Here is a 22,440-nt window from a genome sequence, read left to right on the forward strand (position 1 = left end):
GTTTTATTTTTGTAAAAAATCTATATGAAAACGATTACAGTTTAGGTAAAGGTGTATATGATAGAAATATAGGGGGGATGAACAATATGAATAAACGAATGGAAACGATCGTTATTCATCACGGATATGACGCGAAACAGCATTTTGGCAGTTTGGCGGCGCCGATTTTTCAAACATCGACGTTTACGTTTGACACGGCGGAACAGGGAGAAGCGCGGTTTGCTGGGCAAGAAGACGGCTATATTTATTCGCGCCTCGCCAATCCGACGGTGCGGATGCTGGAAGAAAAAATGGCGTGTTTGGAAGGTGGGGAAGCGGCGCTCGCGTTTAGCTCTGGGATGGCGGCCGTATCCGCAGTGTTGCTTGCATTAACGAAAGCCAATGACCATATTATATGTTCGCAAGGAGTATACGGCTGTACGTTTGGTTTGCTGCAGATGTTGAAAAAGAAATATCACGTTTCCCACGATTTTTGCGCGATGGAAACGGAAGAGGAGATCCGCCGCCTTATCCGTCCGGAAACGGTTTGCATTTATGTGGAAACACCGATTAATCCAACGATGAAACTCATCGATTTGCTAATGGTTGTAAACGTGGCGAAAGAATATGGAATTACCGTTGTGGTGGACAATACGTTTTGTTCGCCGTATTTGCAGCGGCCGCTTGAGTTTGGCTGCGATGTCGTCGTTCATAGTGCCACGAAATATATCGGCGGCCATGGCGATGTCATTGCCGGCATCGCGGTCGGGAAAAAAGAATTGATGGAGGAAATCGCGAAAACAACGCAAAAAGATATCGGCGGAATCCTTTCCCCGTTTGACGCTTGGCTGTTGCTAAGAGGATTAAAAACACTTCCGGTGCGGATGGACCGGCATTGCGATAATGCGGAGAAAATTGCCGAACGGTTAAAAACACATCCCCTCGTTGAACGCGTTTGCTATCCTGCCGACCCAGACAACCGCGATTATCCGATTTATCAAAAACAAATGAAACGCGGTGGCGGCTTGATTTCGTTTGAAATTAAAGGCACAAAACGAGACGCCCAGCGCTTTCTCAATCATCTTCAACTCATTAAAATCGCTGTCAGCCTTGGCGATACGGAAACGTTAATTCAACATCCGGCAACGATGACCCATTCTGTGGTGCCGGAAGAGGAAAGAATAAAGATGGGAATCAGCGGCCAACTCATCCGTTTGTCCGTTGGTTTAGAGGCGTGGGAAGATATTTGGGATGATTTAGAACAGGCGCTTTCTTCATTAGGCGTTATATAAAAACGGCGCGGCAAATTTTCATTGTTTGCGCGCTTTTTTTTGAGATTCTCTAAAGTGATAGTTTAAATTTTGGAATATTTAGTATATTATAAAATTAATATAATGAAAGTGTTTTCATGTAGGTGTGCAAAGGAAGTTAGATCATGGAAGTACTCTTATCCCGGAGTGCTTATTTTTGTTTGTCCAACATAAAACATAGTAAGGAGGTCAAGTTTCATAACATTATTGTAGTAGTTTAGAAACGGTGAAAAGGAAATTATGTGCGTCATCGCAGTAGTTGAATGAGAAACAGCATTCGTCGATGCAGATCAAGCATCACGACTCGGAAGGGAGATTTCACCAATAAAAATGGGAAGGGGAATTTATGAATGAGAGAAGTCGTTATTGTTGATGCGGTGCGGACGCCGATTGGAAAATATAAAGGGGCGTTAAAAGACGTCCGACCCGATGATCTAGGGGCAACCGTCATCCGTGCGCTTGTGGAACGCAATCCAAATCTTCCAGTCCATGAAATTGAAGAAGTTGTTCTTGGCAATGCCAATCAAGCTGGGGAAGACAATCGAAATGTCGCACGGATGTCCGCCTTGCTAGCTGGATTGCCAGTTGAAGTGGCAGGAACGACAGTCAATCGTCTTTGCGGCTCAGGACTTGATGCCGTCAACTACGCTGCACGCACGATTATGACAAGAGAAGCAGACATTGTAATCGCAGGCGGAACGGAAAGCATGACGCGCGCGCCGTTTGTGATGGCAAAACCGAGCGCGGACTTTCCACGCGGCAATATAGAAATGTTCGATACAACAATCGGCTGGCGTTTTATTAACCCGAAGATGGAGGAAATGTACGGAACCGACAGCATGCCGCAGACAGCGGAAAATGTCGCAAAACGGTTCGGCATTTCTCGCGAAGCGCAAGATGAATTTGCTTATGAAAGTCAAATGAAAGCGAAAAAAGCGATCGAATCGAATCGCTTTGCAGACGAATTAGTTCCTGTCGTATATGTTGACCGGAAAGGAAACGAAGTTGTTGTAGATAAAGACGAACATCCTCGTCCAGATACGACGTTAGAGAAGCTGGCCAAACTGCCTCCGCTATTTGAAAATGGAACCGTCACAGCAGGAAACGCTTCAGGAGTCAACGATGGAGCGTCCGCGCTGTTATTAATGAGCGCGGAAAAAGCAAAAGAGCTTGGAATGAAGCCGCTTGCGAAGTATGTAACGTCAGCGGTTGCGGGGGTAGAACCTGCGGTGATGGGAATCGGCCCGATTTACGCGACGAGGAAGGCACTTGCGCGCGCGAAATTAACAATCAATGATATTGGCTTAGTGGAATTGAATGAAGCGTTTGCCTCACAGTCGCTGGAATGCATCAAACAGCTGGAACTTGACCGCGCGAAAGTAAACGTCAACGGCGGAGCGATCGCCCTTGGGCATCCGCTTGGGGCAAGCGGCGCCCGCATTTTAACGACACTCGTTTACGAAATGAAAAAACGCGGGGTGAAATACGGCCTTGCGACAATGTGTGTCGGTGTAGGACAAGGAATCGCGACGATTGTTGAAAATCCGGAAACATAAGAAGCAAACGTTTTTTGACTAATGGCGAACAGCACTGCCGTAATTAGCAGTGCTTTTGTTTTGGTTGATGCGTTACTGATGAATGGTTTCTGTCATTTTGTGTTCTCCGTTAGCGTATTGGACGGATGGAAACTTAGATGAAAAAAGTGACCAAAAAAGAGTTATATTTCGGTGGAGAGATAAAAGAAATGGGGTTGACATAAGAAGGTGTTATGTCAGCCCCGAAACAGCCTTATGCTGAGATTGTTTCTATTTGGAAAATATCTTGATGCTTTGTTTGAAGTGTCTTTTTCAATTCGGCGAGGGAAGGAGATTTGTTTTCAAATGTATATACATCAAGGCAGACAAGGGAATATTCATTGCCAGGATCAAAAACAACAGTAACAACCTCTTCCGTTCCGCAGTCAAATTGTTGAAACACATCCGCGCTGCACTGATGGATATCTAACATGTTGTATTTCTCACGAACAACGTAATATCCTTCCTTTAACTGCCCTGCAAACAAGTTTTCCGTACCAACTAACTCATGAACGATCATCATTGCACGCTCCCTAGAATATGAAATATTACCTAATCGCACTATTTACTATACTACAAAATTAAAGCAAATATAATGAGTTTAAGACAATGTTCGAAAAATTGTCATGAAACCATGAAGATTTGACAAGACGCAATAAAAAATTCTTGCAAAAATTTTCAAACAAAATGCTATATTGTAACACTATCGTAAAAAATGTTAATTTTTATCCTTTTCTTAAACTTTGTCAATCTTTATTTCGTAAGTAATATATGGTAAGGGTTACTATCAATAAAAAAACAGGATTAAATAACCATGAAAGATGGTTTTTTACAATCCTAGTTTTCTTTAGGGATAGACTAGGATTTTTTTATGAAAAAATCTATTCTCGCAGAACTACAATGGTAAATTAATGCAATTACCATATTTATCTAAAAATATTACAAAAAACTCATGTTATGATGTATGTGCAAGCAAGGGATGAGATTGAAGGAGGAGAAACAATGAACAAAAAAATCGTATTTTCACTTGCTGCATCTTTAGCGATTGTAGGAGCGTCTTTTACCACTACAACGGCGAAAACGGAAGCGGCAGGGCCTGCCCCATGTCCGTCTATCCAAAACTATGAAGTTAAAACTGTCTATCCATCTAATATTCAAGATGTCGAAAAATGGGTGCAGTTTATTTTAGATCAAACAGGATATGCAGAAGTGGCAAAAACAGTACAGCCAAAACCAGCCACAACTACTGTCCAAAAACCGTCAGCGAATGTACAAACTCCTGTAAGCAAGCCAGCAACGCAGGCGCCTGTACCAAGTCAAAATGCAAATGCAGGATTAAAGGCTTATGAACAACAAGTAATAGATTTAACAAACAAAGAAAGGGCAAAATATGGTTTGCCGGCTTTAAAGGTTGATTTAGCGTTAAGCAAAGTGGCACGTGAAAAGTCAAGAGACATGGCAGTGAACCATTATTTCTCCCATAACAGCCCGACATATGGTTCTCCGTTTGAAATGATGAGAAAATTCGGCATTTCTTATACGGCCGCTGGAGAAAATATTGCAAAAGGCCAACGGACTCCGCAAGAAGTAGTAGCGGCTTGGATGAATAGCCCAGGCCATCGGGCGAATATTTTGAACAAAAACTACACGCATATCGGAGTAGGCTTTGAAGAAAACGGATATATCTGGACACAACAATTTATAAGAAAATAAGGATCAACGTTTCTACCACACCACTAACATTAGTGGTGTGGTTTTTTATATAATGTGAGCAAGAAAACCCTATCTTGAAAAGCGGCGCGAGAAGCGGGTCGCGGCGTCATCATAAGCGGTGAGGAGGAAAAGTATGAACATCACGCTTATCCGTCATGGAAAATCGAAATGGCAAACGCGGGGATGGATGACTAGCCGTGAGTTTGCCGAATGGGTGAGGGCGTATGATGAGCATGGTATTTGTGAAGAAGAAGATAAAATTCCAGCGGCGACTCTTGAAGCAATGAAAAAGGCAGAGCTTATAATTTCCAGTCCGCTCCCGCGCGCCCTGCAATCGGTAAAAGCGTTGCGGCCTTCTTGCCATGTTGAATTATGTAACGGATGCGGGAAGTCCACACCCCAATTCCGTTTGCAGGTGTTCGTTGGCTTCGTTTGCCGACTGCTGTTTGGCTTGTTTTTTCTCGTGTATGCTGGTTATGTGGATATTCATCTGGTGTAGAATCGTACCAAGAAGCGAAAAAACGGGCGGAGTACGCAGCGGATGTACTATGCCAATATGCGAATCGATATGGGGATATTGTCGTAGTTGGACACGGATGGTTCAACAGATTGATTGGAGCAGCATTAAAGAAAAAAGGCTGGAAACCAACCGCATCGCCAAGTGCAAAACATTGGCATGCGGTTTTGTACACGTTTTATAATAATAAACACTAGGGCATACTGGTTGTTTTCGTAACATAGATTCCCTGATTCTGGCATAAAGATGAACTAGAAATAAAGACAGGAGAGGGGAAGCACAGTGAAACAACAGGTGTCTTTCGATGAAACTATAAGGGGGTCAAATCGTACAGAAATAAGAACCGAGGGAAGCGGCACAGCGATGTTAGCGCGCTATGAACAGAGAAAACAAGCGCGTCTTTTTATGCAAAAGCGGCGAAAAAAATATTATCGACTCATTTGGCGCATTGCTCTCGCTGTCATGGTGGTATGGGGCATTGGAGGGCTGATTTTAAAAGGATATGGAGCCCTCAAAAATACTGCGGAGAGAGAAGTGGCGATTATGCGGTTGGAACAAGCTTTAAAAGACGAAGATATCGCCGATTTGAAAAAGTATATCCGTATTCCTGATGAGTCGCTTTCCGTCAATGAAACGACGCTTCAGCCTTTATTCACCTATTTAAAGGATCATCCGAACGCGTATGAAAAGTTAGAGCAGGACTTTGAGAAACAGCAGAAAATGAAGCACGTATATATAAAAGGGCTGACGTCAAAACCTCCTATTTTTACCATTAAAGTATATGGAGATCGCTACGTTTTTGAACCGACCTTGTACTTTTTTAACATTCGTTTGAATGAGCCGGATGATAAAATTATCATTAATGGCAAGGAAGTAAAAGGCAAACCGACAAAAGATCCATTGGTAAAAAAGGTCGGTCCGTATTTGCCTGGGACATATACGATTACTAGCGTAAAAAAGGACGGGGAAAAACGTGAGAAACAAACAAAAAAAGTTGCTTTATTTGGCGGTTCACGAGTATATGAAGTGGATTTGACGAGAGAATGATGGAGATCCTTCACGAAGTGGAAGGATCTTTTTGTCTAATATGGGAATACGGCCTGCACTGTAGCGGTGATGATAATATCTTGCGTCTGAATCGGCGTGACTGCTTGTGAGGCGGCTAGCGTTGTGATGGAGGAAGGCGTACGCGGAATCGATGGAGCGACGCTTTCTTCTGTTACTTGGATCGGTATGTCGTGCAATGGAAGACCGAGAGTGCGGGCGATCACGATGGCTTTTTCTTTCGCGTTTTTTACGGCAAGAGAAAGTGCTTGCTGGTAGTACGGTTGTTCATTAGCGAGGCGGAATTGAATGTGGCGGGCAATATTTGCGCCGTTTTGGACAGCGGTATCGTAAATGTTGCCAACCGATTTTGGATCTTTGACGGTAATGTCGAAAATATGCTCTACTTCGTAGCCGATTAAAGCGGCATTTCCGTTAGAGTAATCATATTTCGGATAAATCGAAAAAGAAGCAGTATCGATATTTTCTTCCCTCACTCCAATTGCTTTCAGCGCGTGAATCATGGCATTCGCTCTTTTTGCGTTTTCTGCGAGCGCTTCGTGTACGTTTTTATGTTCTGTTCGTACTCCGAGTGTAATGATGACCGTATCGGGTTTCGTAATGATGGTCCCTTGTCCGGTGACCGTGATCGTTTTCACGGCTGGCTTGCTTCTTTGAATCGGCATATACCATTCTTGCATCATGATTCTCCTTTCATTTTTACGCTGCTTTATTATTATCCTCATAATCGTTGATGCTCCAATAGTAAACGCGCGGCAACCCGATATAGCACCAATATTCTTTTAATAACGTGGCACCGACAAAATATACCATTTGCCAATCAATATGTTTCATGCGGCCCAGCTCCTTTGTATATGTTTTTTGTTACAGCATATTCGTCCGTTATGTTGTCCTATGCGCGAAGAGGTGATGGATCCATGACAGCGTCACAAATTTTCCATATGAACTCTAACGATTACCAGTTAGATAAATGAAACAAAATCGGCAATTGACACGTATGAAAGAAAGTGGACATGCTATAATGAAAGTAAATAGATCAGGAGAAAGGGATGGACGATGAAACAGTTGCTTAGAACGTTATGGCGCTGGTTTGTTTCTTGGAATGTAGGTGTTATAGTGGCGGTAACAACGTTTTTTCTCACTGATTTTCGCTTTTTTCCTTCCTTTTTATCCGGAATGGGAGCAATGCTTGCTACATCGTTCGTGATGAAAAAGAGGGATGGAAAAATTACGACGGGAGGGCTTTTAAAAGAAGAGAAAGTGTATATTCGCTCACAGCTTCATGAGGCGCGGAAAAAATGGAAACAAATGCGCATCGCTCGTTTCCGCGTTCGCTCCCTTGTCATGTGGCAAAAAATTTCGCGAATATGTACGGCTGTCGATAAAATGATTCGCGCGGTGGAACAACATCCACATCAATTTCGTCTTGCCCAATCGTTTTTCTTAAACGAACTGCCAATGGCGGTGACGATGATCGAAAAATATGTTTATTTAATCAATCAGCCTGTACGCAATCAAGAGATGAAAGAGGCGTTGTGGAAGACGGAACGGCTTCTTGATGAAGTAGCCGCTTCGGCGGAGCGGCGGTTATTGGAGATACTTTCGAATGATGTGTTTGATTTACAAGTAGAAACGAAACTGCTCGAGCAGTCGTTAGAGCAACAAAAGCTGCCAGAAACGATAAAGTGAAGAAAGGAGAACGACTATGAAACCGTCTGATCACATGCCGGCAAACGATCTTCGCGAGCAGTGGACAAGCTCGCTGGATTCGCTTTTGGAAAATCCGTTTTCCTTACCGAATGAACAAGAGGAAACGGATATTCATAAACAAACGCAGCCGACAAGACTGATCGATACGTTAAAGCCGGAACATCGCGACAAAGCACTGCAGCTTGCGAAACAAATCGATCCGCGCAACCAGCAAGCCATCATTCAATACGGGGTTGCGGCGCAGGCAGAGCTGTCGAAGTTTTCCCATACGATTTTACATCATGTGCAAACAAAAGATGCAGGGCCCGTTGGGGAAGTGATCAGTGATTTAATGACGAAAATTAAAGAAGTGAATCCGGATGACTTGCTTCCGGCGAAAAAAGGATTGTTTGCGCGGCTGTTTGGCTCTGTATCAAAATCGCTGCAAGGCATGATCGCGAAGTATCAAAAAATTGGCGTGGAAATTGATAAAATCGCCGATCAACTGGAAAAGCACCGTCAATTGCTGTTTCGCGACATTATGATGCTAGAAACATTGTACGAAAAAAATAAAGAATACTTTGATGCGCTTAACATTTATATCGCGGCGGCAGAGTATAAACTGGAAGAATTGCGGACGAAAGTGATTCCGGAAAAACGCGCCCAAGCAGAACGGTCAGGAAACCAAATGGAAATGCAAGAAGTGAATGATTTGTTGCAGTTTGCCGATCGGCTGGAAAAACGTATCCACGATTTAAAATTAAGCCGGCAAGTAACGATTCAAACCGCGCCGCAAATCCGCATGATTCAGCATATGAACCAGACGCTGGTCGAGCGCATTCAATCCTCGATTTTAACCGCGATTCCGCTATGGAAAAACCAAGTTGTGATCGCACTGACGTTATTCCGCCAGCAAAAAGCGGTCGAGGCGCAAAAACAAGTAACGGAAACGACGAACAATTTGCTGCTTCGCAATTCGGAAATGCTGAAAACAAACAGCATTGAAGTCGCGAAAGAAAATGAACGTGGGCTCATTGATATTGAAACGTTGAAAAAAACGCAGGAAAATTTAGTGACGACATTAGAAGAAACGTTAAAAATCCAGCAAGAAGGCCGTCTCAAACGGCAGCAAGTAGAACGAGAGCTCGTTACGATGGAAGAACAGCTGAAACAAACGTTGTTGTCATTAAAGCGAAACGAGCGATGAATAAAAAGCTGACCTCTTATCGAGTGAGGTCAGCTTTCTTGTTTGTCTTCTTCTTGGTCTGTTGCGCTTCGAACATCGAATTCTTCCGCAATTTCTGTTTGCAGCCCTCGCCGCATAGAATGTTCTTTTTTCTCATCTTGATGGCGAAGAACGATTCGATTCATATAGGCGTGAAACAATATTTCGCCTAGTGCGACAAGCAGTGCGGAAAAGAATGCGGCGTTTATAACAGCAGCACCGCCAGCATTGTAAAAAATGCCGATTCCGATCCATACGCCGACAAAAGCGAGGCCAAAATCGGCAATCACCGCTGATAAATTGCCAAAACGCGGAAGAATGTATAAATCGCCGAGCGCATAAGCCACAAGCGTCATCCATAAGCTGAACCATAACAGTTCTGCTGAGGAAACGCGTAAAAATAACGGGATCATCGCAAAAAAGACAGTGGCAAGCAACATGTATTTCCATGCAAGAGCGAGTAAATGTCTCATCGCTGAACGTCATCCTTTAGCAAACAATTATTCAGCCGGAAAATTTGGTCCTTCTAGTTTTTTATCCCCGTATCCGGATTGTTTCTCCATCTCTTTTTCCGGTTGGCGGTCTTTTTGTTGTTGTTCGATGCTCTTATTTTGTTTTTCTTGTTTCAAGTTGCGTTCATCCTCTCTTATCATTCTTTATCATTAGTTTGTCTTTTTAGTGTGAACGTATACATGTAAATAACCATAAACTCCCTCTTTTTATTTTTTCTGATTGTTCCACATTAATAATGAGTAGAATGAACAAGGAGGCATGAATAATGAGAAAACAAGAAAACTTAAATATTGCGGGAAAACAATATGATCCGTCTGATTATGAACGTACTGATTCTTTATCTTCCACGTTGGCGACAACGCACGAACAAGTGAGCGATGTGTATATGGAAGGGACAGTCGATGGGGTCATTGAGGATGTAAATGGAAAAGATATTCCCCTTTCTGGACAAAATGAGCAGTAAGCAAAGGCGTCAAGGTGTGAAAATCCTTGACGTTATTTCATCTTCTCGATTTATAATAAAAGTTGTACATCGTCACCAGGGAGAGAGACAAAAGTGTGGTTGGCTGCTTCTGTATTCACCGCTGTTTGTTTCGGCATTAACAATACGCTGTTGAAGTGGAGCACGCGCCATTCGATGTCGAAACAACATATTCAGTTTTATTTTTATGTCGTCGCATTTTTCATCATGGCGTTGTATGGATGGATGACGAAATCGCTGCATCCTAGTGTGGCATCGATTATTCTCGGAGCGTTAATCGGCATTTGCAACGCAACGGGAAACATTCAAATGTCCGGGGCGTTTGAAAAAGGTCCAGCTAGCTTAACGGCACCGCTCATTGCGGTGAATGCGATTTTTCCTGTGCTGGCGGCTGGAATGGTATTTGGCGAACACATTCCACTCCTGCATTGGATTGGCGTTTTATGCATGTTATGTTCTGCTGCCATTATCCAATACACTCCGAAGGCGAAAGGAAATTATGAATACATACCTTGGCTGATCCATATCGGCATGGCGATTGTTTCGTTTGGAGCGGTTGGGGTTTTGATGAAGTGGTGTTCTGTTATCGGCATCGGTTCATTGGATTTGCTGACTGCTATGTATGGCGGTGGAGGGATGTATTTATTTTGGAACTGTCGCAACACAATGATACAAAAGCGGGAGTTGCGCCTTGGGACAGCGGTGGCGCTATTTAGCGTCATCGGATTTAGCTGTTACCTTTATGCGCTGAACCAAGGTGTTGCTTCTATCGTATTTCCGATTGTTAGTTTAAACTGTTTAGTCGTAGTAGTGCTTGGTTGTTACTTATTTAAGGAAAAATTGAAATCGTACCAGCTTATTGGAATTATTACTGCGTTATTCGGATTGATTTTGACAAAATTGTAGGAGAAAGAGGAAAGAAAAACAGTTCGTACTCAGCTTCCTTCCCGTCCATACTAATACTGATTTTTAACATCATATTAAGGAGGCTGATGATCGTGAAATGGCAAAGGGCGCTTCTTTCACTGCTGAAGGAACGAAAAGATCATTCCATTGCCTTGGCGATTGATACATCCAATCGTCCGTCCCGTCCGATTTTAATTCAAAACATTGTTAAGCTGTTTGAAAAAGTAAGACCAGATACATTGTTAGTACAGGCCGATTTTAAAATTCGTGACGTGTCTCCTGTCGGAATGGCGGCTATTAAATATTTTAAACATGGAAAATCGTCATATACGGAAGTATTGGAATGGGCAAAAGAACAAAAAATCGATACGCTTTTTTACATTACCGATGTAACCGGATATTTTTATGAAGAATTGGAAGTGGATTACGAAGTGTTTTGGATTGTTCCCGATGATTATACGCCGCGTGTGCCGTTTGGCAAACCGATCCGCGTGGCGTAAACGGACAGAATGCCTTAAAACAATGCTGTTTTAAGGCATTCTTTTTTTGTTATTGGACTAGGGTTGCCGTAAGAAAGTGAAAAAATAGGCAGAGAACGTTTATGTTATAAAATATTACATAAAAATTATTTAGTAAGCGATTACAAAAACAAATTGAAGTTGAAAACAAAGATTTTTGTGTTATATATTATTACATATAGAGTTATAAAATATAACAAAAAGGGGAGAGTGAGAAGAATGGATGGAAAAATGCTGGCGGCAGGACTTGATGCGCTTTGGGTGATGGTGAGCGCGATACTAGTGATTGGGATGCAGGCAGGGTTCGCTTTGTTAGAAGCAGGATCGACAAGAATGAAAAATTCCGGTCATGTGGCAGGAAAACAAATATTGAGTTTTGCGATTGCTTCGCTCGCTTTTTGGGCATTTGGTTTCGCGATTACGTTCGGAGCGGGAAATCGGCTTATCGGAACAGAAGGATGGTTTTTGCAAGGAGATGAAAACACGTTTGCTTCGCTGTCATGGGCGAATGTTCCGTTGGAGTTGAAGTTTTTGTTTCAGTTAGGTTTTGCCGGAGTATCGCTTGCGATTGCATGGGGTGGATTTGCCGAGCGCGCTAAATTATCCGTCTATTTTCTATTTGGAACGATTTTTACGATTGCGATTTATCCAGTGATTGGTCACTGGGTTTGGGGCGGCGGCTGGCTCGGAGAAATAGGAATGCAAGATTTTGCAGGCTCTACGGTCGTTCATCTGCAAGGAGCGATTGCCGCGCTGGTCGCGACAGTTTTGCTTGGGCCGCGAATAGGGAAATTCAATAAAGATAAAAGGCCGAACGTTATTCCAGGGCATAACCAAGTGTATACGGTGATCGGCGGGTTGATTTTATGGATTGGCTGGTTCGGATTTAACGCGGGAAGCACGATGGTGGTAGGCGATGGATTTTTCGGCTACGTTGCGTTGACGACCAACTTGGCAGCAGCGGCCGGAGCGATTGCGGCGATTGTAACCGCGAAAATTATGATTGGAAAGGCCGACATTCCGGCAATGGTCAACGGGGTGCTCGCGGCGTTAGTGGCGATTACAGCGGCATGCGCTTTCGTGGAACCGTGGGCGGCGGTAGTGATCGGAGCGATAGCGGGCTCATTGACGTTTTGGACATCGATTTATTTTGAGCGAAAAGGGATTGATGATCCGATTTACGCGTTTTCCGTGCACGGCATCGCCGGCATTATCGGTACGATTTCAACGGGATTTTTTGCTTCGCCGCGTTTAGTGGAAATAACAGGGATTGGAAAGGCCGGCCTTGTGTATGGCGGCGGATTTCATCAACTGATCGTACAAACAGTCGGCGTGCTCGGCGCAGCGGTTTATGTAGCAGTCGTTTCCTTGGTTGTGTTGTTTGTATTGAAGAAAACGATTGGATTGCGTGTGACGGCAGAACAAGAAATTTCCGGCTTGGATATTAGTGAGCACGGCTCATACGGTTACCCTGAGCAACTTGACCCTGCTTACCAATCAAAGCCGATTATGCAACAGTAATGTTTGGATGTGCGTTTTCATGCAATCGTTATACGAATGGATGAAGCAAATGGAAGAGGCGGAGACGATCGGCGAACTTCGCATGTATCATGACGAACTTGCCAATCGGGTTCGTGATATTTTGCGATGGGAGGAGATTGAATCGATTTCTCCTATCATCAGTGATGCGCATGATGCTCTTGTGAAGCGGGCTTTTCTGTTTGCGGAAGAGGAAACATTGCGCGCGTCGGTAGGAATACGCCCGCGAAAATGGTGTTGGTATGTGATGGGGAGCATGGGGAGACGAGAGCCGACTATATGGACAGATCAAGATCATGGCATTTTGTTTGAATGCGGTGAACATGAAGAGAAACAATGTTATGAATTCATCCGTCATGTTGCGGCAGTCGGAACCAATTATTTATACGAAATTGGCTATCCATATTGTTCAGGATATGTGATGGCGACAAACAAACGATGGGGGCAGTCGCTTCGCGATTGGGAAAAACAGATAGAGATGTACATCAGCGGCTGCCTCCCTAATGATATTCGTTTTTTGTTTATCGCGATGGATATGCGGCCGATTTATGGGGATAGCGAGCTGGTTACCGATAGCCGGCGGAGACTGTTTCGCTCGATAAACCAGGAGATGCAGTTGCTGCGACGCATGGGGGAGCATGTGACATTTCCTGCCATCCCTTTAGGCTGGCTGCACAACGTACAAATGGAACGATGGGGGCCCCACAGTGGAGCGATTCATATGAAACATAGCGGCTATGTACAAATCGTCAACGCATTAAAGTGGCTAGCATGTGTTGCCGATATTTCCGCAGCGACGACGTGGGAACGATGGTGCGAGATCGCAAATCGAGCGCTGCTTCCGTTGCCGTTGGCAGAAGAAGCGAGGGAGGCGCTCTTGACGTATTACTACATTCGGCTAAAGTATGCAAAAGAAGCTGGAAGTGACCGTGACTATGTGTTATGGCGCATGCTGGAAGCAAACGAACGAACATGTCTGAAAAAAGCGATGAGAACAGCAAAAAGATTGCAGCGGTTTGTCGTGCGTCGGGCAGGTGGTATAGGTGAGTGAGCGGCATCGTTTTTGGCAGCGGGCGCTTCGTTTTTTGTCACTTGAAATACCGCGCGAAGCATCGTCCGCATTCATAGGCGGAGAGCATTCGTTGCAGCAAGAAATATGGATTCGTTCTTTAAGGAAAGAGCAACAGAAGCAAATCGATATGACGATGCCCCTTGATGAAGTCATGTTTATAATCATTGACATGGAAACGACGGGGTTTTCGCCGCAACACGGTGACGAAATTTTAGCGATGGCGGCGGCGAAAACGGTAAACGGAATCGTAAAAGAAACATATTTTACGCTCGTTTGTCCAGAAAAAGCGATTCCGCCGCACATTTCTTCGCTGACAGGAATTCAAGCAGAAGATGTGCAACATGCGCCGCGCCTATGGGAGGCGATGCGTTCGTTTTTATCGTTCATCCATGGAGGGGTAATGATCGGATATCATATTGGCCATGATTTATCGTTTCTTAATCATTTTCTCTGGACGTATTACCGGACAAAATGGACTGCGCGTTTTTTAGATATGCAGCCCATTGCCGAAATGGTGCGGCATCGTCCGTTTCCTTCGCTAGATGCGGCATTACAATACTACGGGATTTCCTGCGAAAAACGGCATACAGCCGATGGGGATGTACAGGCGATGGCAGAGCTATGGGATCGGCTATTAGAAGAATTAAAAAGCAGAAACATAGAAACGTTATATGATTTGTATAGCGCGCTAAGCATGCGATAAAAGGCGGTCTCCAAAAGGAGATCGCCTTTTGCATTACAGCGGTTTCGTTGGTGTCGGTTCCGCGTAGCCTTCTTTATATTTCTCGTCAATCATTTTCCGTATTTCTTTGATCGATTTACCTTGGTCATATTCTGCAATCGCTTTTTTTGCGATTTCGAGACATACACCGCATTTTGTTCCGTGATCATCCCAAACGATCGAACCATCTTTTTTCGTTTCATGAACGAAACAATCGAGGTTATTTTTGTGACCCGCCGCTTCTCCGCAGCCGCAGTAGCAAGGAATATGCTCGAGCAAGTCTTTATGTTTGGCGGCTTGCTGATACAAAACAGCCATATCTTCTTCAAAATTGCTTAAAAAGGTTGGAAGATGGTCAATCGATTTCGTTGTTTCACGAATATCGCCGGAATTGGTTGTATATGTCATGGAATGGTCATGCTTCGCTTCGCTTGCTTTGTCATCGGAGCAAGCGCCCATGATGATGCTAAATGAAAGAAGACACGCTGCCATAATGGCGGTTCGCTTCATGCCATCGTCATCCTTTCTGTATAGGCTTGTACTTTCAATCTAACATAGTGTAGCGGAAGCGGCAACGTTTTTCTGCCGCCAGCACTGTTGATGGAGGCTGCTTGCACAAAAAAAAACTGTCCTGCGTACGCAGGGCAGTTTTTTGCATTCATTGTTGTTGCAAGAAATATTTTTCGATGTCATCGAGCATTAAATGGGCAGCGAGCACACCGCCTGCCGTGTTCCAAATCGTGTCGCTTACTTTGTACACTTTTCCTTGTTTTGCAACGTTTAAGCTTTTAAAGAGCGGATCGTTAATCCATTCTTTTTCTAGTTTGCTTGCTTCTCCGTCTCCTGTTTCATAGGTGAAGTAGAAGAGGATATCGCCGTCCATCGCTGGGATGCGTTCTTTCGTTACACCCATTTCGGCAAAGTCGTTGACATTTTGCGATTCCGGACGGGAAAATCCTAGCTGATCTAAAATGACACCGGAGAAGGAGTCTTTATGATAAATGCGAACATCTCCTGCCATAAAGCGAACGATGGATACTTTCATTTTCAATTTATCGCCTAATTTTGCTTTTAAGTCTTCAATACGCTTGTCATATTCAGCGATGACTTCTTTTCCTTTTTCTTCTTTATTCACTGCTTTGGCATAGAGCATAAAGTTATCTTTCCAGTTGCCGCGAAGCGTTTCGGAAAAAACAGTCGGGGCAATGGCTTTTAGCTGTTCGTAAATTTTTTCATGGCGCAGTTTATTGCCGATAATTAAATCCGGTTTTAATGCCGCGATCGCTTCTAGGTTTGGTTCTGCTTCCGTTCCAAGCTCCTTGACGCCTTCCATTTTGTCTTTAATGTGATCGTACCATGGGTTGCCTGTCCATGATTTGACCGCGCCGACCGGTTTGACGCCTAACGCCAATAGCGCTTCGGTTCCTTCATTCGTTAAAATGACGACGCGCTCCGGTGTTCCTTTTATTTCTGTGGTGTCCATGGCGTGTTCAATGGTATAGGTTGTTTCTGTTTGTTTTTTATTGCTGTTCGTTTGTTTTGGATCTGCCTCCTCATTTTTGCCGCAGCCGCCGAGAATGGCAAGAAGAGAGATAACAGCGGCAATGAGAAAAGAGAGTTTAGATTTGAACATTATGTATCCCCCTTTAGTTTTTGATAATGATTTTCATTAACATCGAAAATAATAAATGATGTCGATAATCATTGTCAATAAAAAATATGAGTGAAAATAAAATAAAAAACCATTGACATTGAGAGTCATTATCAAATAGACTTATCGATAGAGATAGATAATATATAAGGGAGATTTACGATGTTAGCCACAAACCAGAAGAAATCGATTGGCTTGTTCCTCCTATGCTTGTTGTTGCTTGCAACCATTTGGATGAGCATCATTTACGGATATACCGATACAAGTTGGAAAAATGCGATAGAGGCATTTACAAACAATAACGGTTCGAATGCCCATATCATTATTGAAACGGTCCGTCTGCCGCGGGCGCTGATTGCCGCGACGGTGGGAGCGAGTTTGGCGATGGCGGGGGCACTTATGCAGGCGCTGACGAAAAACCCTCTTGCTTCTCCGGGAATTTTCGGCATTAATGCGGGAGCGGGCTTTTTTATCGTTCTATTTGTGACCTTTTTCCAAGTTCATTCGCTGCAAATATTTACATGGCTCGCTTTTAGCGGTGCTGCGCTGGCAGCGGTAATCGTATTCATCATTAGCGCTGTTGGGAAAGAAGGAGCAACCCCTTTGAAATTAACGCTTGCCGGCACGGCGGTCGCCGCTTTGTTTGCTTCATTAACACAAGGAATGTTAGCGGCGAATGAAAAGGCGCTTGAAGAAGTATTATTTTGGCTGGCCGGTTCGGTAGCCGGAAGGAAGCTGGAAATGTTAACAGCCGTTCTTCCATACTTTATCGTTGGCTGGATTGGTTCGCTTTTGCTCGCGCAAAAGGTGAATATTTTAATGATGGGAGATGATGTGGCGAAAGGTTTAGGACAGCGCACGAGTGCGGTGAAAGCAGGAGCAGCGCTTCTTGTTGTGCTGCTTGCCGGAAGTTCGGTCGCTGTTGCTGGACCGATCGGGTTTATCGGCATCATCGTTCCTCATATTGCCCGTGCGCTAGTTGGCGTGGACCATCGCTGGGTATTGCCGTATTGTGCTTTGATCGGAGCGATTTTATTAATTGCGGCTGATATCGGGGCCCGCTATATTTTAATGCCGCGCGAAGTTCCGGTCGGAATTGTGACAGCGTTTCTCGGCGTTCCGTTTTTTGTTTATATTGCCCGTAGGGGGATTTTGGAGAAATGAAGAAGTATATATCATTGCGAATTGGGAAATCAATCTCGTTTTTAGTCGACAAAAAAGCGATAACCATTAGTTTGATATTATTAGCTGTTAGTGTGGTTATATTTCTTGTCAGCACAGGAAGTGGCGAAATGTATATTTCCCCGTTGGAAATAGCGAAGACGTTGTTTGGAAATGGTTCGGATATGAACGAAGTCGTGATTTATACGTTTCGCTTGCCGCGGATTCTTGTCGCATTGTTAGCAGGAATGTTGCTTGCGGTGGCAGGGGCGATCTTGCAAGGGATGATTCGCAATCCGCTCGCCTCGCCAGACGTGCTCGGCATTACGGGCGGGGCCGCGGCAGCGGTCGTCACGTTTTTGACGTTGTTTAGCGATGAAAACCATTCCTTGACTATTAGTATTCATTGGCTGCCGTTCGCCGCTTTTCTTGGTGCAACAATAACGGCGCTTCTTGTCTATGTCCTTTCATGGAAAAATGGAATGGCACCGCTAAGACTTGTATTAATTGGGGTTGGAATATCGGCACTCATGCAGGCATGCACAACGTTATTGATGATTACCGGACCGATTTATCGGGCGAGTCAGGCGAACGTTTGGATTACCGGAAGCGTCTATGGCGCTTCGTGGAAACATGTTACACTGCTTGCACCATGGGCATTGATCTTATTAGCAATCAGTTTTTTATCAGTACGGAAGATGAACATTCAAGAATTAGGCGATGAATTGGCAATCGGCGCGGGAGTTTCCCTGCAAAAGCAGCGTTTTTTCCTTCTATTACTAAGCACTGCCTTAACTGGAGGAGCGGTCGCTTTCGCGGGAGGCATTGGCTTTGTCGGGTTGATGGCGCCGCATATGGCGAGAAGGCTTGTTGGTTCCTCATTTGGAGCGCTTCTTCCGGCCTCCGCGCTATTAGGAGCTATTTTCGTGATGGCCGCTGATCTTGCTGGGCGCATGTTGTTTGCGCCGATGGAAATTCCAGCCGGGGTGTTTACCGCGGCAGTTGGGGCACCGTATTTTATTTACTTATTATATAAAAGCCGATAATAAAAGGGGTGGAAGAACATGAACGCCTTACAAGCAAAGGAGCTAACGTTATCATATGGAAACACGATCATTATTGATGAATTAGATTTAATGATTCCAAAAGGAGAAATTACCGTATTTATCGGGGGAAATGGCTGTGGGAAATCGACGTTATTGCGCGCTTTGGCACGGCTTTTGAAACCGGCGGGCGGTGCGGTTTTGCTGGAAGGAAAGGAAATCGCGAAATTGCCGACAAAAGAGGTGGCGAAAAAGTTAGCGATTTTGCCGCAGTCGCCAACGGCTCCGGAAGGATTGACCGTGCTGCAGCTTGTTAAGCAAGGGAGATATCCGTACCAAACGTGGCTGAAACAATGGAGCGAAGAAGATGAAAAAGCGGTGCGGCGTGCGCTCGAAGCAACGAGGATGACAGAATTAGCGGAGCGTCCGGTCGATTCGCTTTCAGGGGGACAGCGGCAGCGGGCTTGGATTGCGATGACGCTGGCGCAGGATACGGACATTATTTTATTGGACGAACCGACGACGTATTTGGATATGACGCACCAAATTGAAATTCTTGATTTATTGTTTGAGTTAAACGAGAAGGAAAAGCGCACGATTGTCATGGTGCTTCACGACTTAAACTTGGCTTGCCGCTACGCTCACCATATTGTGGCGATTCGCGATAAAAAAATATATGCGCAAGGAAAACCGGAAGAAATCATTTCCTGTCAATTGGTGAAAGACGTATTTCAAATGGATTGTCAAGTGACATATGATCCGCTATTTGGGACTCCACTTTGCATTCCATACGGAAAAGGAAGATGTATTTTGCGGAAAGAAGGCGTTTCATCATGATTCTTTCCGCGGAGGAAATAAAGGTATTAGAAACATATCGGCTTTCAACCGCTCAAACCAATTCGCCGCTATCGATTCGCTTGGATCGTCTGTCTGAGGATAGCGTGCTCATCGATTATGTAGCAAAAGTGCGCGACAGGCTTGGCGCTGCTAATGACGCTGTCGCGGCATCGATGTTGATTAAGCGATATAGCTTCCTTGTCGCGATGTCGCTTTATGCGATGTCCGTTTGGAATAAACGGCTTGTGCTGTCACCAGAGCGGATTTGGATGGAAACGGACGATCGTGATGAGATGTGGCTGCCGACTTTTCGTTTTGAGGAGCTCAAGACAGAAATATGCACGGGCTGTCGTGACCAATGGCGGGAAGAGACGGTAAGACAGCTATTTGCGGTGCACCTTTTCCCGCTGATAGAAAAATTGCGGAAAATCACAAAAATATCCGCCCATATATTATGGGAGAATATCGCGATTTACATTTATTGGCTGTATGAAACGCTTATGAACGATGAAGCCCTTGCCCATGCCCACGAACAACTTTGCAATGATTTTCATTATCTCGTTCACGACGCGGATGGAGCGTTATTCGGCACTCCTCGACAAAATCCGTTAAAACGATTTTGGAAAGGAAACGCTCATCCGAGACAGCGGTCAACATGTTGCCTTTATTACCAAACAGATGGAGGAACACATTGTCAGACATGTCCTTGTATAGCTAGTCAGCGCTGCCAGGCGATCAGCAGATAACCTGATGAAGCAACATCGCAAAAGCGGTGTTGTTTCTTTTTTTAAGAAATTTTCGCGAATTTTGTTGATTTTTGTATATGTTTTCGTAAAAATGAAAGTATACAAGGCAGCTTTTCTTAAAAACTATCATTGAGAGGTAATTGCTTCATGACAGGTAAGTATGCTGCTTTTTTCCATTATTTTACCGAGGCAGTCGCGATTTTAAATACAGAAGGATATGTAATTTATACGAATCCTGCGTTTCAAGCACTGTTAGGTACAAATGGCAGCGGCGCGGTACGATACGTCCATTTTGAATCCATTGCTGAGATGGAAACCATCGTAGTGGAACCGTTATTGCAATCGGTTAGAAATGGGAAATCCATACATAATGTAGAATGGACGATAAAAAAAGCGGATGACCGTATCGTTCCAGTGAGTGCTATTTTTTCGCCGATTGTAAATGAACAAGGAGAAATCGATTCGATTTTGTGCGTATGTCGCGATGTGACGAAGGAAAAGAAACTAGAACGTGCATTGGAAGAAAGTAAACAACATTTTCAACTCATCGCTGAACATTCTACGGATTATATTCTTATTTTTTCCAATAAGCGTGAGCTATTATACATACCATCTTCTCTTGAGAAAGTAGGCACGGCAATTCACCAATATTCGTATAAAGATATCTTACAATTTGTGCATCCTGATGATTTGCCGAACATTGTGAGGAAGTTTGATGAGCTATATCGTACATATGACACCCAAATCGCTGAATTTCGCAAACGCGATAACGAAGGAAAATGGATATGGATGGAAGCGCAAGGGAAAGCAATTGTGAATGAACAAAATGAACTTGATTATGTGATTGTGACGGTGAAAAACATTGGCGAACGGAAAAAGTACGAGGAAAAGTTACGGCAGCTTGCCTACTTTGATTCGTTAACAGGCATTGCGAACCGCAGCTATTTTGAGAGATACATAAAGCAGCTGATCGAAAGCCAAACCGATTTTGCGTTATGTTATTTGGATTTTGATAAATTTAAATGGATTAACGATCATTTTTCCCATCAAGCTGGCGACTATTTTTTACAGGAAGCGGTAAGAAGGGTGCAAAGCGTGCTGCGCTCCGAAGATTTTTTTGCGCGCATTGGCGGAGATGAATTTGTGCTTTTGCTTCCGAACATAACGAAAGAAGAAGTGACGAAACTCGCCGATGAGCTTGTTCAAACGTTTCATAAGCCGTTTTATTATGAAAAACAGCTTATTCAGTCTACGCTATCGATGGGAATTGCTTTTTTTCCAAAAGATAGCGACCGAATCGAGCAGGTCATGAAATACGCCGATCAAGCTCTATATAATGTGAAAAAAAGAGGAAAAAATGGTTATGAGTTTTATCGACCGACGCAAAATCGGAAAGCGATCATTGAACAAGATTTGCCGTTTGCGATTTTGCGTGAGCAATTTTATTTATGCTACCAGCCGAAAATTAAGCTTGGCAGCGGCACGACGATGGGAGTGGAAACACTGTTGCGTTGGCGTCACCCATCGCTTGGAGAAATTCCCCCGCTCGACTTTATTCCACTTGCCGAACAGAGTGGATTCATTTTTGAAATTACGCTATGGGTGCTTGAACATTCGTGCCGCCAAGTGAAAGAATGGCAGACGCAGTTCCCTGGGCTGAAATTAGCTGTCAACTTATCGCCGTTTTTGCTGAATCGAACGGAATTGGTTCAGCATATTGTCCATATTTTACAAGATACGAAATTCGCGCCAGAGCTTTTAATTTTGGAAGTGACAGAAAGCGGCTTGATGGAAAACTTTGAAACGGGCAAGCATATTTTAACTCAGTTAAAAAATATCGGTGTGCAAGTAGCGATTGATGATTTCGGCACAGGATTTTCTTCGTTAGCGTACATTCGGAATCTGCCGGTGTCTTTATTAAAAATTGACCGCATCTTTATTCAAGGGATTGCGGAGAATTCAAAAGATGCGACGATTGTCGATACGATTATTCATTTAGCAAAAAGCTTGGATATTCAAGTATTGGCGGAAGGCGTCGAGACGTATCAACAAGTGGCGCTTCTCCAACAGATGGATTGCGACTTTGCCCAAGGATTTTACTTTAGCAAGTCGTTAGAAGCCGAGAAGTTGCAAAAATGGCTAGAAGAGTATACGGTATTTGATTCTCATCCCTTCTAATG

25 protein-coding genes are annotated in these 22,440 nt (G+C 44.0%); 18 read left to right on the forward strand and 7 right to left on the reverse strand.

Annotated features, from left to right (window positions below; all coding sequences use genetic code 11):
* Window positions 1–77: 77 nt before the first annotated feature.
* Both megL and QSJ37_RS00230 read left to right on the forward strand, forming a co-directional pair.
* On the forward strand, window positions 78–1,271 hold the full coding sequence (gene megL, locus QSJ37_RS00225) for a methionine gamma-lyase (protein WP_285752560.1): 1,194 nt from the start codon (window positions 78–80) through the stop codon (window positions 1,269–1,271).
* A 368-nt stretch (window positions 1,272–1,639) separates the two neighbouring features.
* Window positions 1,640–2,845, forward strand: coding sequence for a thiolase family protein (locus QSJ37_RS00230; RefSeq protein WP_285752563.1), 1,206 nt, complete (start codon window positions 1,640–1,642; stop codon window positions 2,843–2,845).
* A gap of 232 nt (window positions 2,846–3,077) precedes the next feature.
* Here the strand turns inward: QSJ37_RS00230 and QSJ37_RS00235 are convergent, their stop codons facing one another.
* On the reverse strand, window positions 3,078–3,386 hold the full coding sequence (locus QSJ37_RS00235) for a hypothetical protein (RefSeq protein ID WP_285752565.1): 309 nt from the start codon (window positions 3,384–3,386) through the stop codon (window positions 3,078–3,080).
* Between the two features lie 479 nt (window positions 3,387–3,865).
* Here QSJ37_RS00235 and QSJ37_RS00240 point away from each other — a divergent pair, with 479 nt between their 5' ends.
* The 3 genes from QSJ37_RS00240 to QSJ37_RS00250 all read left to right on the forward strand — a co-directional run bounded on the left by QSJ37_RS00240 (window position 3,866) and on the right by QSJ37_RS00250 (window position 6,140).
* Window positions 3,866–4,576: a CAP domain-containing protein gene (locus QSJ37_RS00240; protein ID WP_285752566.1), complete on the forward strand. Its 711-nt coding sequence runs from the start codon at window positions 3,866–3,868 to the stop codon at window positions 4,574–4,576.
* A gap of 133 nt (window positions 4,577–4,709) precedes the next feature.
* On the forward strand, window positions 4,710–5,075 hold the full coding sequence (locus tag QSJ37_RS00245) for a histidine phosphatase family protein (protein ID WP_285752568.1): 366 nt from the start codon (window positions 4,710–4,712) through the stop codon (window positions 5,073–5,075).
* Between the two features lie 300 nt (window positions 5,076–5,375).
* The gene (locus tag QSJ37_RS00250; RefSeq protein ID WP_285752570.1) at window positions 5,376–6,140 is read left to right on the forward strand and encodes a TcaA second domain-containing protein; all 765 of its coding nucleotides are present in this window, start codon (window positions 5,376–5,378) and stop codon (window positions 6,138–6,140) included.
* Window positions 6,141–6,175: 35 nt separating this feature from the next.
* Here QSJ37_RS00250 and QSJ37_RS00255 read toward each other — a convergent pair whose 3' ends face one another.
* Both QSJ37_RS00255 and QSJ37_RS00260 read right to left on the reverse strand, forming a co-directional pair.
* Window positions 6,176–6,838 carry an SIMPL domain-containing protein gene (locus QSJ37_RS00255; protein ID WP_285754703.1) on the reverse strand — a complete coding sequence of 221 codons (663 nt, stop codon included), beginning with the start codon at window positions 6,836–6,838 and terminating at the stop codon, window positions 6,176–6,178.
* A gap of 19 nt (window positions 6,839–6,857) precedes the next feature.
* Window positions 6,858–6,992 carry a hypothetical protein gene (locus QSJ37_RS00260; protein WP_015864160.1) on the reverse strand — a complete coding sequence of 45 codons (135 nt, stop codon included), beginning with the start codon at window positions 6,990–6,992 and terminating at the stop codon, window positions 6,858–6,860.
* A gap of 222 nt (window positions 6,993–7,214) precedes the next feature.
* On the opposite strand from QSJ37_RS00260, the gene QSJ37_RS00265 reads away from it, so the two are divergent.
* Together QSJ37_RS00265 and QSJ37_RS00270 are read left to right on the forward strand one after the other, a co-directional pair.
* Complete coding sequence (locus tag QSJ37_RS00265; RefSeq protein WP_285752576.1) at window positions 7,215–7,847, forward strand: 5-bromo-4-chloroindolyl phosphate hydrolysis family protein; 633 nt, start codon at window positions 7,215–7,217, stop codon at window positions 7,845–7,847.
* A 16-nt stretch (window positions 7,848–7,863) separates the two neighbouring features.
* Window positions 7,864–9,054 (forward strand): toxic anion resistance protein, encoded by a 1,191-nt coding sequence (locus QSJ37_RS00270; protein WP_285752578.1) that lies wholly within the window; start codon window positions 7,864–7,866, stop codon window positions 9,052–9,054.
* Window positions 9,055–9,083: 29 nt separating this feature from the next.
* Here QSJ37_RS00270 and QSJ37_RS00275 read toward each other — a convergent pair whose 3' ends face one another.
* Window positions 9,084–9,545: a YndM family protein gene (locus QSJ37_RS00275; RefSeq protein WP_081188905.1), complete on the reverse strand. Its 462-nt coding sequence runs from the start codon at window positions 9,543–9,545 to the stop codon at window positions 9,084–9,086.
* Window positions 9,546–9,572: 27 nt separating this feature from the next.
* Window positions 9,573–9,701 carry a hypothetical protein gene (locus tag QSJ37_RS00280; protein WP_255265206.1) on the reverse strand — a complete coding sequence of 43 codons (129 nt, stop codon included), beginning with the start codon at window positions 9,699–9,701 and terminating at the stop codon, window positions 9,573–9,575.
* A 149-nt stretch (window positions 9,702–9,850) separates the two neighbouring features.
* On the opposite strand from QSJ37_RS00280, the gene QSJ37_RS00285 reads away from it, so the two are divergent.
* The 6 genes from QSJ37_RS00285 (at window position 9,851) to QSJ37_RS00310 (ending at window position 14,804) form a co-directional block, all read left to right on the forward strand.
* A complete protein-coding gene (locus tag QSJ37_RS00285; protein ID WP_285752585.1) occupies window positions 9,851–10,048 on the forward strand; it encodes a YozQ family protein in 198 nt (65 codons plus the stop codon).
* A 93-nt stretch (window positions 10,049–10,141) separates the two neighbouring features.
* Window positions 10,142–10,972 carry a DMT family transporter gene (locus QSJ37_RS00290; protein ID WP_285752588.1) on the forward strand — a complete coding sequence of 277 codons (831 nt, stop codon included), beginning with the start codon at window positions 10,142–10,144 and terminating at the stop codon, window positions 10,970–10,972.
* A gap of 92 nt (window positions 10,973–11,064) precedes the next feature.
* Window positions 11,065–11,472, forward strand: a complete 408-nt coding sequence (locus QSJ37_RS00295; protein ID WP_062755294.1) for a VWA-like domain-containing protein — start codon at window positions 11,065–11,067, stop codon at window positions 11,470–11,472.
* A 237-nt stretch (window positions 11,473–11,709) separates the two neighbouring features.
* Complete coding sequence (locus QSJ37_RS00300) at window positions 11,710–13,011, forward strand: ammonium transporter (RefSeq protein WP_285752594.1); 1,302 nt, start codon at window positions 11,710–11,712, stop codon at window positions 13,009–13,011.
* A gap of 19 nt (window positions 13,012–13,030) precedes the next feature.
* Window positions 13,031–14,080, forward strand: a complete 1,050-nt coding sequence (locus QSJ37_RS00305) for a DUF294 nucleotidyltransferase-like domain-containing protein (protein ID WP_285752596.1) — start codon at window positions 13,031–13,033, stop codon at window positions 14,078–14,080.
* Window positions 14,073–14,804 (forward strand): exonuclease domain-containing protein, encoded by a 732-nt coding sequence (locus tag QSJ37_RS00310; RefSeq protein ID WP_285752598.1) that lies wholly within the window; start codon window positions 14,073–14,075, stop codon window positions 14,802–14,804. The genes QSJ37_RS00305 and QSJ37_RS00310 overlap by 8 nt, the downstream gene beginning before the upstream one ends.
* A gap of 33 nt (window positions 14,805–14,837) precedes the next feature.
* Here the strand turns inward: QSJ37_RS00310 and QSJ37_RS00315 are convergent, their stop codons facing one another.
* Window positions 14,838–15,332 carry a PCYCGC domain-containing protein gene (locus QSJ37_RS00315; RefSeq protein WP_285752600.1) on the reverse strand — a complete coding sequence of 165 codons (495 nt, stop codon included), beginning with the start codon at window positions 15,330–15,332 and terminating at the stop codon, window positions 14,838–14,840.
* A 148-nt stretch (window positions 15,333–15,480) separates the two neighbouring features.
* On the reverse strand, window positions 15,481–16,455 hold the full coding sequence (locus tag QSJ37_RS00320; protein WP_285752602.1) for an ABC transporter substrate-binding protein: 975 nt from the start codon (window positions 16,453–16,455) through the stop codon (window positions 15,481–15,483).
* Between the two features lie 180 nt (window positions 16,456–16,635).
* Here QSJ37_RS00320 and QSJ37_RS00325 point away from each other — a divergent pair, with 180 nt between their 5' ends.
* The 5 genes from QSJ37_RS00325 (at window position 16,636) to QSJ37_RS00345 (ending at window position 22,438) form a co-directional block, all read left to right on the forward strand.
* Window positions 16,636–17,637: a FecCD family ABC transporter permease gene (locus QSJ37_RS00325; RefSeq protein WP_285752604.1), complete on the forward strand. Its 1,002-nt coding sequence runs from the start codon at window positions 16,636–16,638 to the stop codon at window positions 17,635–17,637.
* Window positions 17,634–18,680, forward strand: a complete 1,047-nt coding sequence (locus QSJ37_RS00330) for a FecCD family ABC transporter permease (RefSeq protein ID WP_285752606.1) — start codon at window positions 17,634–17,636, stop codon at window positions 18,678–18,680. The genes QSJ37_RS00325 and QSJ37_RS00330 overlap by 4 nt, the downstream gene beginning before the upstream one ends.
* 18 nt (window positions 18,681–18,698) lie before the next feature.
* Complete coding sequence (locus tag QSJ37_RS00335) at window positions 18,699–19,514, forward strand: ABC transporter ATP-binding protein (protein ID WP_285752608.1); 816 nt, start codon at window positions 18,699–18,701, stop codon at window positions 19,512–19,514.
* Window positions 19,511–20,260, forward strand: coding sequence for an IucA/IucC family C-terminal-domain containing protein (locus QSJ37_RS00340; RefSeq protein ID WP_285752610.1), 750 nt, complete (start codon window positions 19,511–19,513; stop codon window positions 20,258–20,260). Before QSJ37_RS00335 ends, QSJ37_RS00340 begins: the two co-directional genes overlap by 4 nt.
* A 147-nt stretch (window positions 20,261–20,407) precedes the next feature.
* Window positions 20,408–22,438 carry a putative bifunctional diguanylate cyclase/phosphodiesterase gene (locus QSJ37_RS00345; protein ID WP_285752612.1) on the forward strand — a complete coding sequence of 677 codons (2,031 nt, stop codon included), beginning with the start codon at window positions 20,408–20,410 and terminating at the stop codon, window positions 22,436–22,438.
* The last annotated feature ends 2 nt before the right edge of the window (window positions 22,439–22,440 follow it).

This window comes from Parageobacillus sp. G301 (assembly GCF_030268025.1).
Lineage (GTDB): Bacteria > Bacillota > Bacilli > Bacillales > Anoxybacillaceae > Parageobacillus_B > Parageobacillus_B toebii.

Excerpts from the sequence above, each read along its gene's own strand:
- QSJ37_RS00285 (WP_285752585.1), top strand. The coding sequence starts at position 9,851 with ATGAGAAAACAAGAAAACTTAAATATTGCGGGAAAACAATATGATCCG.
- QSJ37_RS00255 (WP_285754703.1), bottom strand. The coding sequence starts at position 6,838 with ATGCAAGAATGGTATATGCCGATTCAAAGAAGCAAGCCAGCCGTGAAA.
- QSJ37_RS00240 (WP_285752566.1), top strand. The coding sequence starts at position 3,866 with ATGAACAAAAAAATCGTATTTTCACTTGCTGCATCTTTAGCGATTGTA.
- QSJ37_RS00335 (WP_285752608.1), top strand. The coding sequence starts at position 18,699 with ATGAACGCCTTACAAGCAAAGGAGCTAACGTTATCATATGGAAACACG.
- megL (WP_285752560.1), top strand. The coding sequence starts at position 78 with ATGAACAATATGAATAAACGAATGGAAACGATCGTTATTCATCACGGA.
- QSJ37_RS00320 (WP_285752602.1), bottom strand. The coding sequence starts at position 16,455 with ATGTTCAAATCTAAACTCTCTTTTCTCATTGCCGCTGTTATCTCTCTT.
- QSJ37_RS00300 (WP_285752594.1), top strand. The coding sequence starts at position 11,710 with ATGGATGGAAAAATGCTGGCGGCAGGACTTGATGCGCTTTGGGTGATG.
- QSJ37_RS00305 (WP_285752596.1), top strand. The coding sequence starts at position 13,031 with ATGCAATCGTTATACGAATGGATGAAGCAAATGGAAGAGGCGGAGACG.
- QSJ37_RS00230 (WP_285752563.1), top strand. The coding sequence starts at position 1,640 with ATGAGAGAAGTCGTTATTGTTGATGCGGTGCGGACGCCGATTGGAAAA.
- QSJ37_RS00265 (WP_285752576.1), top strand. The coding sequence starts at position 7,215 with ATGAAACAGTTGCTTAGAACGTTATGGCGCTGGTTTGTTTCTTGGAAT.
- QSJ37_RS00325 (WP_285752604.1), top strand. The coding sequence starts at position 16,636 with ATGTTAGCCACAAACCAGAAGAAATCGATTGGCTTGTTCCTCCTATGC.
- QSJ37_RS00340 (WP_285752610.1), top strand. The coding sequence starts at position 19,511 with ATGATTCTTTCCGCGGAGGAAATAAAGGTATTAGAAACATATCGGCTT.
- QSJ37_RS00260 (WP_015864160.1), bottom strand. The coding sequence starts at position 6,992 with ATGAAACATATTGATTGGCAAATGGTATATTTTGTCGGTGCCACGTTA.
- QSJ37_RS00270 (WP_285752578.1), top strand. The coding sequence starts at position 7,864 with ATGAAACCGTCTGATCACATGCCGGCAAACGATCTTCGCGAGCAGTGG.
- QSJ37_RS00275 (WP_081188905.1), bottom strand. The coding sequence starts at position 9,545 with ATGAGACATTTACTCGCTCTTGCATGGAAATACATGTTGCTTGCCACT.
- QSJ37_RS00235 (WP_285752565.1), bottom strand. The coding sequence starts at position 3,386 with ATGATGATCGTTCATGAGTTAGTTGGTACGGAAAACTTGTTTGCAGGG.
- QSJ37_RS00315 (WP_285752600.1), bottom strand. The coding sequence starts at position 15,332 with ATGAAGCGAACCGCCATTATGGCAGCGTGTCTTCTTTCATTTAGCATC.
- QSJ37_RS00330 (WP_285752606.1), top strand. The coding sequence starts at position 17,634 with ATGAAGAAGTATATATCATTGCGAATTGGGAAATCAATCTCGTTTTTA.
- QSJ37_RS00345 (WP_285752612.1), top strand. The coding sequence starts at position 20,408 with ATGACAGGTAAGTATGCTGCTTTTTTCCATTATTTTACCGAGGCAGTC.
- QSJ37_RS00245 (WP_285752568.1), top strand. The coding sequence starts at position 4,710 with ATGAACATCACGCTTATCCGTCATGGAAAATCGAAATGGCAAACGCGG.